This window comes from [Mycobacterium] fortunisiensis, from assembly GCF_019050325.1.
In the GTDB taxonomy this organism is placed as follows: Bacteria; Actinomycetota; Actinomycetes; order Mycobacteriales; family Mycobacteriaceae; genus Mycobacterium; species Mycobacterium fortunisiensis.
In genome coordinates, this window is sequence record NZ_VOMB01000012.1 from 157,288 (window position 1) to 168,975 (window position 11,688).

Genomic DNA, 11,688 nt, shown 5'->3' on the forward strand with positions numbered 1-11,688 from the left:
TCGCGGTGTGCGCGTCTACATCCCGACGACCCTGGTCGCCCTGCAACAGCTTGTCGCCGACCGTCATCTGCTCGTCGTGAACGGGACGGCCTTCGCGGTCACCCCGACGCTGCGAGAGGCCTATTCGGAGGGCGACGACGACGAACTCGCCGAGGTGGCGTTGCGCGAGGCCGCGCTGGCCTCGCTGCGGCTGCTGGCCGGGGTGCCGCCAGATTCGGGCCTGCCGCCGCGCCGCGCGGTGGTGGTGGCCGACACCGGGGAGGACGCTGTGGTGACGTTGCGTCCCGATCTCGATGACGCGGTGGTGCGGCTGTCCGGGCCGCTGCCGATCGACGCGGTCGTCGCGGTGTACGTCGACAACGCCGACGCCGAGGCCGCGGTGCTGGCGGCCGTCGACGCCATCGACGAGGCGGATCTGGGGGACGAGGACGCGGGGCTCACGGTGGGCGACGCCCAGGATCATGACCTGGCCTGGTACGCCCCGCAGGAACTGCCTTTCCTACTCGAACTGCTCTGACCGACAGGGATTTTCATGCGCACCTTCGGCTTGTTGGCCGCGATGGCCGTGATCCTGGCGTGTGCGTCGTGTTCGACCGGCGACGGTTCTCCGGCCGCCCCCGCGGAGTCGACGGTCCCGGGCCAGGCTCGGCAAGCTCCACCGCCGGCACCGCCGGGCCAGGGGCCGGCCGTCACGGACTTCCGCAACGTCAGGATCTTTGACGGCCACAGTGATCAGCTGTCGGCACCGTCGAACGTGCGGATCAAGGGCAACCGGATCGAACGGATCTCGACCGAGGCGCTGCCTGCAGAGTCGGCGGCCACGGTGATCGACGGTGACGGTCGGACGCTGATGCCGGGTCTGATCGACAACCACTGGCACACGATGTTCGTGCGTCCGCCCGCGTCGCAGTTGCTGACCTCCGATGTCGGGTACCTCAATCTGCTGGCCGGCGCAGAGGCGCGCGACACCCTGATGCGAGGTTTCACCACGGTGCGTGATCTGGGCGGTCCGAGCTTCGGTCTCAAGCAGGCGATCGACGAGGGCGTCACCGAGGGGCCGCGGATTTTTCCCTCCGGCGCGATGATCACCGTCACCAGCGGTCACGGTGACTTCCGGCAACCGGCCGATCTGCCACGCAGTCCGGGTGGTCCGCCGTCGAGGCAGGAGGAGATGGGCGGCAGCATGGTTGCCGACAGCCCCGACGAGGTGCGGTTGCGCACCCGTGAGCAGTTGTTCCGGGGCGCCTCCCAGATCAAGCTGACCGCCGGGGGTGGGGTGTCCTCGCCGCACAGCCCGCTCGACGTCACCACATTCACCGAACCGGAACTGCGGGCCGCCACCGAGGCCGCCGGCAACTGGGGCACCTATGTGACGGTGCACGCCTACACCCCGCAGACCATCCAGCAGGCGATCCGCGCCGGGGTCACGTGCATCGAGCACGCCCATCTGATGGATGAGGCAACGGCAAAAGAGATGGCGGACAAGAAGATCTGGCTGAGCACCCAACCGATCCCGGCCGAGATGATCGGCGCGTTCCCGCCGGGCTCCGATGAGGCCGCCAAGGCCAGGGAGATCGTCGACGGCGTCGACAACGTCTACCGGTTGGCCCGCAAGTACAAGCTCAAGACGGCCTTCGGCACCGACATCCTGTTCTCGCCGCAGCTGGCACCGAAACAGGGGGCGCTGTTGGCCGGGCTGGGCAAGTGGTTCTCGCCGGCCGAGACGTTGACGATGGCCACTGCAACCAACGCCGAACTGTTGGCGCTCTCCGGCAAGCGCAGCCCGTACGCAGGCAAGCTCGGCGTCGTCGAGGAGGGTGCCCTGGCGGATCTGCTGCTGGTCGACGGGGACCCGCTGGCCCGCCTGGACCTGGTGGCCGACCCGGAGCGCAATTTCACCGTGATCATGAAGGACGGCCACACCTACAAGAACACTTTGACTCCCTGACCTGCGGCGTCGCCTGTACGACTGGCTACGGACGGGTAACCTACGGTACCGTAGGTTGATGGCCAAGAACTCGATCAAGGTCTCGGCCAGTGTGGCCGACACGGTGCGTCCCACCATCGCCGGTGCCGAGCGCCGCCCGGGCTGGCATGCGCTGCGCCGGATCGCCGCGCAGGTGACCACGCCACTGCTGCCCGACGACTACCTCAAGCTGGCCAACCCGCTGTGGTCGGCGCGGGAGCTGCGTGGCCGGGTGGTCGAAGTGCGGCGCGAGACGTCGGACTCGGCGACGCTGGTGATCAAGCCGGGGTGGGGATTCTCGTTCGATTATCAGCCGGGCCAGTACGTCGGTATCGGTGTGCTGATGGACGGACGCTGGCGCTGGCGGTCCTATTCGTTGACCTCGACCCCGGAGCGGGCATCCGCAGCCGGGGCGCGCACCATCGCGATCACGGTCAAGGCGATGCCCGAGGGGTTCTTGTCGACGCATCTGGTCGACGGGTTGCGCCCGGGCACCGTGGTGCGGTTGGCCGCCCCGCAGGGCAACTTCGTCATGCCCGATCCGGCACCGGCGACGGTGTTGTTCGTGACGGCCGGCTCGGGGATCACCCCGGTGATGTCGATGCTGCGCACCCTGGCGCGCCGCGACCAGATCACCGACATCGTGCATGTACATTCCGCGCCAACGGAATCCGACGTGATGTTCGCTTCTGAGCTGGCCAAGTTGCACGATGCTCATACCGGCTACCGGCTGCTGTTGCGCAGTACCCGGACCGAAGGCAGGCTGGATCTGGCGCACCTCGGCGACGTCGTTCCGGATTGGCGTGAGCGTCAGACCTGGGCGTGCGGGCCGGAGGGCATGCTCGATGACGCCGAGCGGGTGTGGGCGGCCGCCGGTATCGCCGAGCACCTGCACCTGGAGCGGTTCGCGGTGTCGCGGGCGGCTCCGCACGGCGCCGGAGGCACGGTGACGTTCGAGCGCAGCGGCAAGGAGGTCACGGTCGACGGCGCGACGCCGTTGATGGACGCGGGGGAACAGGCCGGGATTCAGATGCCGTTCGGCTGTCGGATGGGGATCTGCCAGTCCTGTGTGGTGGGACTGGTCGACGGGCACGTGCGCGATTTGCGCACCGGCGTCGAGCACGACCCGGGCACCAGGATCCAGACGTGTGTTTCCGCCGCTTCCGGCGACTGCGTCCTGGATGTGTAAGCTTTACTGGCTAGTAACCTACGGGATCGTAGGTTACGCTACCGTAGGTCATTGAGAGGAGGCTGACGATGGCAGTAACCGACGTTCCCGCATTCGCGCATCTCACCGATGCCGACATCGAGAATTTCGCCGTAGAACTGGACGCGATCCGGCAAGACATCGAAGACTCCCGCGGCGAGCGCGATGCGCGCTACATCCGCCGCACCATCGCGGCGCAACGCGCGCTCGACGTCGCCGGCCGCGTGATGCTCGCGGCGAGCTCCAAGCGTTCCGCGTGGTGGGCGGGCACCATCACCCTGGGCGTGGCCAAGATCATCGAGAACATGGAGATCGGCCACAACGTCATGCACGGCCAGTGGGACTGGATGAACGATCCCGAGATCCACTCGTCCTCGTGGGAGTGGGACATGAGCGGGGCGTCCAAGCACTGGCGGTTCACCCACAACTTCATGCATCACAAGTACACGAACATCCTCGGCATGGACGACGACGTGGGCTACGGCGTCATCCGCGTGACCCGGGATGCCAAGTGGAAGCCGTTCAACCTGTACGGCAACCTGCTGTTCAACACCCTGCTGGCGATCGGCTTCGAGTGGGGCGTGGGGCTGCAGCACCTGGAGCTCGGCAAGATCTTCAAGGGCCGCGACAACCGCAACGCCACCCTGGTGCGCGTCCGCGAGTTCGGCGTCAAGGCCGGACACCAGCTGGCCAAGGACTACGTGGTGTGGCCCGCGCTCACGTCGCTGTCGCCCGGTGCCACCTTCAAGTCCACCTTGAAGGCCAATGCGGTGGCCAACGTCATCCGCAACGTCTGGGCCAACGCGGTGATCTTCTGCGGCCATTTCCCCGATGGCGCAGAGAAATTCACCAAGACCGACATGGTCGGTGAAAGCCGCGGCCAGTGGTACCTGCGCCAGATGCTGGGCAGCGCCAACTTCAACTCAGGTCCGGCGCTGGCCTTCATGAGCGGCAACCTGAGCTACCAGATCGAGCATCACCTGTTCCCGGATCTGCCGAGCAATCGGTACGCCGAGGTCGCGATCCGGGTGCGGGCGCTGTGCGACAAGTACGACCTGCCCTACACCACGGGTCCGTTCCTGGTGCAGTACGGCAAGACCTGGCGCACCATCGCCAAACTGTCGCTGCCGGACCGGTTCCTGAAGGACACGGCCGACAACGCCCCGGAAACCCGCAGTGAGCGGATGTTCACAACGCTCGACGGGTACGGCGTCACCGATCCGACCACCGGGCGTCGCCGCGGCCTGAAGACGGCCATCGCGGCGGTGCGGGGCTGGCGCCGCAGCTGAGCCCAGTTCGAATGTGAAGAAGGTGTCGAGAAATCACTCATTTCTCGACACCTTCGTCACGTTGGGCGTATTGGCAGAAAGCTTCCAGGGAGCTGGCAGCCCGGGTTCATACGCTTTCGCTCGTGAAGAAGATCCTTGCCGCGGCTGTGGTGCTGGTCGGTGCGGCCGCCCCGATGGGCGTGCTGGCCACCGGGGTGGCCGCCGCCGACGACTACGCCGGCCAGAAGTACTCCGACGTGGAATCGGAGTTGGCCGATGCCGGGATGAAAGGCGTGATCGCCGCCCGCTCGGGGGATTCGGTGTCCGACGACGACTGTGTGGTGACCCACGCGGAGAAGGCGCACTGGCACAAGGGCGACGACTTCTCCCCGGTCACCGACACCGAGCTGCTCAGCCTGAACTGCAACGCCGCGGTGGCCACCGCCACGACTCCGGGCAACTCGGCGGCCAGCCCCGAGGGCCGCGCCGCCATTGCCGAGGCCAAGCAGAAGGCGGCCGAGGCGCAGGAACAGCAGCAGGCCGCCCTGCTGCGCGAGCGTGCGGGTCTGCCGGCGACACGCCACTGATTTCCGGCATTTCGTGCACCCTCGCCGCGCGTCACATGGCGACTTCCCAGACCTTCGGCCAGTCCTTGCCGCGGACCGCCGCGTCGATGCCGCCGTCGACGAAGATCACCGAACCGACGAAGTAACTCGCCTCCGGGCCCAGCAGAAACGCCACCAGCGCGGCCACCTCTTCGGGCCGTCCGCCCCGGCCGGCGGGAATGGTCTTGAGGAACTGCGCCATCCCCGCCCCGGTCAGCGGATCCTTGCGCCCTTCCTGGGTCATCGGGGTGTCGATGAGTCCCGGCGCGATCGCGTTGAGCCGGATGCCGTCGGTGATGTACTCCGCGGACTTGGTGCGCGCGTAGTACGCCAGCGCGGCCTTGGTCGCCGGATAGGCCTGCAGCGCTGCGTAATCGCCGTACTTGGCGGCGATGGTGTTGGCCGTGCCGGCATCGCCGGCCAGGCAGGCTTCGGCCAGCTCGACCGGCCAATTGGGTTGGGTGGTGGTCGAATTCGAACTGATGAGCACCACGGACGCGGTCTCCCGGCCGGCCAGCAACGGGCGCAGGCCTTCCAGCAGCTCGATCGCGCCGAAGTAGTTGACCGCAATGAGCAGATCGGCCGGACGGCCCGTCGCGGCGGCCAACCCGGCGAACGGCACGAAACCGTCGATACCGTCGGCGGCGAGCTCGGTGAGCTTCGCGATCGCTTCCGCGCGGCCGTCCGAGGTGCTCAGATCCACGGTCACGTCGGCGTCGCGCATGTCGACGCCGATCACCCGGTGGCCGTCGGACTCCAGTCGCTTCTTGGTGGCTGCGCCGATCCCCGAGGCGCTACCGCTGAGAACATATGTCGCCATGGCTCGACCATAGTGCGCCGCTGCCCGGCAAACCGGCGATCGTCAGGCCTCTTTCAGGATGACCAGCAGACGGCGCGCCGCCGCGACGCGGGCGGCTGCCGGCCCGGATAGCGAGTCCAACGCACACTCGGGATCGGCCGGCGGCCCCATGTGTCCACAGCCGCGCGGGCAGTCTTCGATGGTCTCGGCCAGATCCGAGAACGCCAGGATCACGTCGTCGGGCTGGATGTGGGCCAGACCGAACGAGCGGATGCCCGGGGTATCGATCACCCAACCGGCCCCCTCGAGCGGCAGCGCCACCGACTGGGTTGAGGTGTGCTTGCCCTTGCCCACTCCCGACACTTCGCCCGTCGCCCGATCTGCATCTGGGACAAGACGATTCACCAGAGTGGACTTGCCGACCCCGGAATGGCCGAGGAACACGGTGACCTGATCGATCAGGATGGGAGCCACCACGTCGAGCGGATCCTCCCGGCCGGCGGTAACGATCGTCAGATCCAGATCCGCGAACTGCGCGGCGAACGGCTCCGGTGCGGCCAGATCGGATTTCGTCAGGCACAGTACCGGTTTCAGCCCGCCGGCATACGCGGCGATCAAGGCGCGTTCGACGAACCCGGTGCGCGGGGGCGGGTCCGCCAGCGCCACCACGATCAACAGCTGATCGGCGTTGGCCACCACCACCCGCTCGGTCGGATCGGTGTCATCGGCGGTGCGGCGCAGAACTGTTCGGCGCTCACCACGACGCACGATCCGGGCCAGGGTGTCGGGCCGCCCGGACAGATCGCCGACGATGTCGACGTCGTCACCGACCACGATCGGGGTGCGGCCCAGCTCGCGGGCCCGCATGGCGACCACGCGATGATGCGGGTCCCGGTCCAGCGCACAACCCCAGCGGCCACGGTCGACGGTCACCACCATCGCCGACCGGGCGTCGGCATGATCGGGACGGTTCTTGGTGCGCGGACGAGAGCCTTTACCCGGTCTGATCCGGACATCGGACTCGTCGTACTCCCGCGCTCCCAAGGTGATTTACTCCCCTCTCGGGGGCGGGTCGCCCGCCAGCATCTGCACCCACATCAGCGGGAAGTCGGGCAGGGTCTTGGCCGTGGTTTCGATGTTCTCCACCTCGACGCCGGGCACCCGTAGCCCGATGATCGCCCCGGCGGTGGCCATCCGATGGTCGGCATACGAACGCCAGGTCCCACCGTGCAGCGGTCGCGCGGTGATGAGCAGGCCGTCTTCGGTCTCCGCGCAATCGCCGCCGAGCCCGTTGATCTCGGCCGTCAGGGCGGCCAGGCGGTCGGTCTCGTGCCCACGCAGATGGGCGATGCCCCGCAACCGCGAGGTGACACCGTCGCGGGCCAGCGCAGCCAGCGCGGCCACCGTGGGCGCCAACTCGCCGACATCGTGCAAGTCGGCGTCAAACCCGTCATAACCTTCGGCGCCACGGACCTCTAGATGTGAACCACGTTGGTGCACAGTGGCATTCACCTTGGCCAGCAGCTCGAGAATGGTGTCGGCAGGTTGGATGCTGACGTCCGGCCACCCGGCGATCCGCACCGTTCCGCCCGTGACGATCGCCGCGGCCAGAAACGGCGTCGAATTCGACAGATCGGGTTCGATGTTCCAGGTCCGCGCGGCGACCGGCCCGGGGGACACCCGCCACTGGTTCGGGACCGAATCGTCGACGTGCACACCGGCATCGCGCAACATGGCCACCGTCATCGCCACGTGCGGGGCCGAGGGCACCGAGGTGCCGGTATGCACGATGGTCAGCCCGTCGGTGAACGTGGCACCCGACAGCAACAGCCCCGACACGAACTGCGAGGAGCCCGACGCGTCGATCTCGACGGTGCCACCGGCCACGGCGCCGCGGCCGTGCACCGCGAACGGCAGGCCGTCACCGGCCACGTCGACGCCGAGCCCGCGCAACCCGCCCAACAGCGGGGAAATCGGCCGGGACCGGGCCTGCTCGTCCCCGTCGAACGTCACCGAGGTGGTGCTGAGCGCGGCGACCGGCGGCACGAACCGCAACACGGTGCCGGCCAGGCCGCAGTCGACCCGCGCACCGGTGGCCGGTGCGATACCGCCGCTGACCGTCAACTCGGTGTCGTCGTGTTCGGCCGGCTCTACGGTGACGCCCAAGGTGCGGATCGCGTCGATCATCAGGTCGGTGTCACGGCTGCGCAGTGCGCCGTGGATCGTCGAGCTGCCCTGCGGAGTGGCCAGTGCAGCCAGTACCAGCGCACGATTGGTCAGCGACTTCGACCCGGGCACCGTCACGGTGGCGTCGACCGGGGTCGCCGCTGACGGCGCCGGCCAGTGCGTCATCTGCTCCTCACGTGCACTCACGGTCTCTATCCTGCCTTGTCCCACGACTCTGCAACCATGGGCTCTATGTGTGGACGTTTCGCGGTGACCACCGATCCCGCGCTGCTGGCGCAGAAAATCCAGGCGATCGACGAGAGCGCGTCGAGCACGGGGGACAAGGATGTCGCGGGCGGTACACCCGCCGCCAACTACAGTGCCGGCCCCAACTACAACGTGGCTCCGACTTCCACCATCAGCAGCGTCGTCAAACGGCACAGCGAGCCCGAGGACTCCTCGACCCGCCGCGTCCGGTCCATGCGCTGGGGGCTGATCCCGCCCTGGGTGAAGACAGCCGAGGACGGCGGCCCCGACACCAAGGGCCCGCTGCTGATCAACGCGCGTGCCGACAAGGTCACCAGCTCACCGGCATTCCGCAACTCCGCCAAGAACAAGCGCTGCCTGATCCCGATGGACGGCTGGTACGAGTGGAAACCGAACCCGGGGAGTGACGCAAAGAAGGCCGGCTCTTCTAAGAAGACCCCGTACTACATGTACGGCGCCGACGGTGAACTGCTGTTCATGGCCGGGTTGTGGACCACCTGGCGTCCGGCCGGCGCGCCCAAGGACGCCCCGCCGCTGCTCAGTTGCACGATCATCACCACCGACGCGGCCGGCCCGCTGGCCGAGATCCACGACCGGATGCCGCTGACCATCAGTGCCCCGGATTGGGACCGCTGGATGGATCCCGACGCCCCCATCGACGAGGGGCTGCTGCGTGGCCACGGTGATCTGGACCGGATCGCCGTGCGCGAGGTGTCGCGACTGGTCAACAGTGTCCGCAACAACGGGCCCGAGCTCATCGAACCGGCCGAGCCCGAAGAGATGGGATTGTTTTGAGCGCTCCGGAAGCCGGGATTGAGGGAGGCGTCGACCCTGGCCTTCTCGACGCGATCGGGCTCGATCTGCGATCGGCCGGCTACAGCACCGACGGTGTGGCCGCCCTGCTGGGCGCCGAGGCCGACGCCGCGCTGAGCCGCGGAGTGTGGTGGCCGGCGCTGCGGGCCACCCAGGCCGCTGCCGCCGAGAGCCGTCGCCTGGCGGTGGTGGTACGGCTGATGCTGCTCGGCACCGAGGAGAGCCCCGAGTTGGTCGAATCGGCCTTCCCGTCGAGCAGCCTGCAGACACTGGTCGGCAACGGCGTGCTGGAAGTCAACGGTGACCGGGTACGGGCGGCCCTGGACATCCGGCCACACAGCGACGGGCAGCGCGATTTCTACGTGGTGTCCGACCAGGACGCCGCGGTGCGGAACGGGCCGCTGCGCCACGATCACGTGCTGGGTATCGGCGGGGCGTCAGTGTCACTGGCCCGGGCGGTCACGCGCAACCCCGTCGGCCGCGCCCTCGACCTCGGCACCGGATGCGGTATCCAGGCGCTGCACATGAACGCGCACTGCGACGAGATCGTCGCCACCGACACCAACGAGCGGGCCCTGACCTTGGCGGCGATGACCGCACGGCTGAACGGCATGTCGTGGGATCTGCGGTGCGGCAGCCTGTTCGAACCGGTGGCCGGCGAGCGTTTCGACCTGATCGTGTCCAACCCGCCGTTCGTGGTGGGCTCCGGTGCCCGGGACTACCTCTACCGGGATTCCGGAATCGCCGGAGATGCCCTGTGCCAGAACCTGATCGAGCAGGTGGGTGATCACCTGCTGCCCGGCGGCGCGGCGCACATCATGGCCAACTGGATCGTGCGCTCCGGATCAGATTGGCGGGAGCGCGTTTCCGGCTGGCTGGCCGGCACCGGCCTGCACGCCTGGGTGGTGCAACGTGAGCTGGCCGATCCGGTCAGCTACGTATCGCTCTGGCTGGCCGATGCCGGGGAGGATCTGGAGCGCCAAGCGCTGCGTGGCGGGCAGTGGCTCGACTGGTTCACCGAACAGGGCATCGCCGGGGTCGGCATGGGCATGATCTCGTTGCGGGTGCCGCGGCCCGGGGAGGCGCCCGAGCAGATTCTGGAGGAGGTCACCGGCGCCAACGAGGCGCCCACCGGGTCGGAGGTCGACGCGTTCTTCGCCCGGCGGGCCTACCTGCGCGACATGTCCGACGAGGCGTTGCTGGCCGCCAGGTTGTCCACGGCGCCGGTGTTCCTGGAGGAGCAGTGGCTGCCCGGGCCCGATGGCTGGCAGTCGATCGGCGCTGCGGTGCGGCGCCCGGGCGGCCCGGCCGCGGTGATCGGCGTCGACGAGGTGTTGCGTGCGCTGTTGGCCGGATGCCGGGGGGAGGTGCCGTTGGGCGCTTTGATCCAGCTGCTGGCCACCCATCACGGTGTCGACGCGGACGCGTTGGCACAGGCCGCGTTGCCCGAGGTGCGTGAGGCGATCAGCCGCGGGATTCTGTACCAGGCTCAGTGAGTGCGCGTCGCGGTGGCAATCAGGTAGGGGCTGCTGAACGACACCTGGCCGGTGTGGTCGGCGTGGGCGCTGAGCGCGGTCTGGAAGGCGGCGAGCAACTGGCTGCGCTGGGTGGCGCTGATCCGGCCCAAAAGGTCGACGTGCATGGGTGATTCATGCTCGAGGAAGTACATCGCGTCGGTGACCGAGCCGAACGTCCAGGTGTAGCGGGCAGTGTCGATGTCGACGTCGGTGAAGGCGGCGGACAGCCGCTCTCGCACCATGTCGCTGTCGCCCCATTGGTCCGGGGAGTGGCTCAACCCTTGTGGCGGGCCCAGGGTTTCAATGATCGGTGTGGAGAACGGGCTGCCCACCCCGTCGCGCACCCACGCCGAAAAGCCGAATATTCCACCGGGTTTCAAAACCCGTGCGACCTCGTCGACGAGTCGTGCCGGCTCGACGAAGATGATGCCCATGTTCGACACCACCGCCGCGAACGCCGCGGCGGGGAGCCCGGTGTCGGCGGCGTCGGCGACCACCCATTGGACGGCATCGGCGCCCGGCCGGCCCATCGCGATCTCGATCAGATCGGCGGTGAGGTCCACACCGGTGACCCGGGCTCCGGCGGTTGCGGCGGCCAGGGCGGCGTTGCCGGTCCCGCAGGCCAGATCGAGCACGGCGGTGTCATGGAGGGGTTGGCGTCGGTCGACGGCGGCGACGACTTCGCTCGCGATGGTGGCGATGCGCTCGGCGACGCACTCGTAGCGGCCGGTGGACCAGTCCGTCGGGGTGGGTTCAGGCATGTAGCCGAGCCTAGACGGGGTAGGCCGAAACGCTACCGCGCCCTGGATGGCAGGCAGATGCTCAAGAGATGACCGAACTACCGGTTCGATCAGTAGGGCGGTGGTTTGTCTTGTTCGGTGTTGAGTCGTCGTTCGGTGTTGATGCGTTGGGTGCGGGTTTGTTGGCGGGTGCGTGTGCGGACGGGCATTTTGATGTGTCGGTCGGTGGTGGTGGCGGGGCCGGGGCCGGGTGTTGGGGCCGGGGTGGGGGTGTGGGTGGCCTGGTCGGGGAACAGGATCTGGCTGAAGGGGGTGGTGTGGTAGATGTGGCCGGTGGGGG

At 68.2% G+C, this 11,688-nt stretch carries 11 protein-coding genes and 1 pseudogene; 7 read left to right on the top strand and 5 right to left on the bottom strand.

Annotation, left to right across the window (positions count from 1 at the left end; translation table 11 throughout):
- The first annotated feature begins 7 nt into the window (after nt 1-7).
- From FR943_RS09335 to FR943_RS09355, 5 genes are all read left to right on the top strand, one after another.
- On the top strand, nt 8-517 hold the full coding sequence (locus FR943_RS09335; RefSeq protein WP_217156172.1) for a DUF6912 family protein: 510 nt from the start codon (nt 8-10) through the stop codon (nt 515-517).
- 15 nt (nt 518-532) lie between these two features.
- Nucleotides 533-1,948 carry a metal-dependent hydrolase family protein gene (locus FR943_RS09340; RefSeq protein ID WP_246584937.1) on the top strand — a complete coding sequence of 472 codons (1,416 nt, stop codon included), beginning with the start codon at nt 533-535 and terminating at the stop codon, nt 1,946-1,948.
- 58 nt (nt 1,949-2,006) lie between these two features.
- Nucleotides 2,007-3,155 (top strand): ferredoxin reductase, encoded by a 1,149-nt coding sequence (locus FR943_RS09345; protein ID WP_217156174.1) that lies wholly within the window; start codon nt 2,007-2,009, stop codon nt 3,153-3,155.
- A gap of 68 nt (nt 3,156-3,223) precedes the next feature.
- Nucleotides 3,224-4,462, top strand: a complete 1,239-nt coding sequence (locus FR943_RS09350) for a fatty acid desaturase family protein (RefSeq protein ID WP_217156176.1) — start codon at nt 3,224-3,226, stop codon at nt 4,460-4,462.
- Between the two features lie 122 nt (nt 4,463-4,584).
- Complete coding sequence (locus FR943_RS09355) at nt 4,585-5,028, top strand: hypothetical protein (protein WP_217156177.1); 444 nt, start codon at nt 4,585-4,587, stop codon at nt 5,026-5,028.
- 31 nt (nt 5,029-5,059) lie between these two features.
- Here FR943_RS09355 and FR943_RS09360 read toward each other — a convergent pair whose 3' ends face one another.
- From FR943_RS09360 to aroA, 3 genes are read right to left on the bottom strand one after another with little or no spacing between them, the layout of a single operon-like run.
- Nucleotides 5,060-5,866: an SDR family oxidoreductase gene (locus FR943_RS09360; RefSeq protein WP_217156179.1), complete on the bottom strand. Its 807-nt coding sequence runs from the start codon at nt 5,864-5,866 to the stop codon at nt 5,060-5,062.
- A 42-nt stretch (nt 5,867-5,908) separates the two neighbouring features.
- Entirely contained in the window at nt 5,909-6,889 is a 981-nt protein-coding gene (gene rsgA, locus FR943_RS09365; RefSeq protein WP_217156181.1) for a ribosome small subunit-dependent GTPase A, read from the bottom strand.
- Nucleotides 6,890-6,895: 6 nt separating this feature from the next.
- Nucleotides 6,896-8,197 (bottom strand): 3-phosphoshikimate 1-carboxyvinyltransferase, encoded by a 1,302-nt coding sequence (aroA, locus tag FR943_RS09370; protein ID WP_217156225.1) that lies wholly within the window; start codon nt 8,195-8,197, stop codon nt 6,896-6,898.
- A 66-nt stretch (nt 8,198-8,263) separates the two neighbouring features.
- On the opposite strand from aroA, the gene FR943_RS09375 reads away from it, so the two are divergent.
- Nucleotides 8,264-9,073, top strand: coding sequence for an SOS response-associated peptidase (locus tag FR943_RS09375; RefSeq protein ID WP_217156182.1), 810 nt, complete (start codon nt 8,264-8,266; stop codon nt 9,071-9,073).
- Nucleotides 9,070-10,587 carry a DUF7782 domain-containing protein gene (locus FR943_RS09380; RefSeq protein WP_218045470.1) on the top strand — a complete coding sequence of 506 codons (1,518 nt, stop codon included), beginning with the start codon at nt 9,070-9,072 and terminating at the stop codon, nt 10,585-10,587. The genes FR943_RS09375 and FR943_RS09380 overlap by 4 nt, the downstream gene beginning before the upstream one ends.
- Here FR943_RS09380 and FR943_RS09385 read toward each other — a convergent pair.
- The gene (locus tag FR943_RS09385; RefSeq protein ID WP_217156184.1) at nt 10,581-11,369 is read right to left on the bottom strand and encodes a class I SAM-dependent methyltransferase; all 789 of its coding nucleotides are present in this window, start codon (nt 11,367-11,369) and stop codon (nt 10,581-10,583) included. The genes FR943_RS09380 and FR943_RS09385 overlap by 7 nt on opposite strands.
- A gap of 89 nt (nt 11,370-11,458) precedes the next feature.
- Nucleotides 11,459-11,688, bottom strand: a pseudogene (locus tag FR943_RS09390) (HNH endonuclease signature motif containing protein); the annotation flags it as partial.

Bases quoted from the DNA above. Each gene is read 5' to 3' on its own strand.
- FR943_RS09350 (WP_217156176.1), top strand. From the start codon at position 3,224: ATGGCAGTAACCGACGTTCCCGCATTCGCGCATCTCACCGATGCCGAC.
- FR943_RS09375 (WP_217156182.1), top strand. From the start codon at position 8,264: ATGTGTGGACGTTTCGCGGTGACCACCGATCCCGCGCTGCTGGCGCAG.
- FR943_RS09360 (WP_217156179.1), bottom strand. From the start codon at position 5,866: ATGGCGACATATGTTCTCAGCGGTAGCGCCTCGGGGATCGGCGCAGCC.
- FR943_RS09385 (WP_217156184.1), bottom strand. From the start codon at position 11,369: ATGCCTGAACCCACCCCGACGGACTGGTCCACCGGCCGCTACGAGTGC.
- aroA (WP_217156225.1), bottom strand. From the start codon at position 8,197: ATGACGCACTGGCCGGCGCCGTCAGCGGCGACCCCGGTCGACGCCACC.
- FR943_RS09345 (WP_217156174.1), top strand. From the start codon at position 2,007: ATGGCCAAGAACTCGATCAAGGTCTCGGCCAGTGTGGCCGACACGGTG.
- FR943_RS09340 (WP_246584937.1), top strand. From the start codon at position 533: ATGCGCACCTTCGGCTTGTTGGCCGCGATGGCCGTGATCCTGGCGTGT.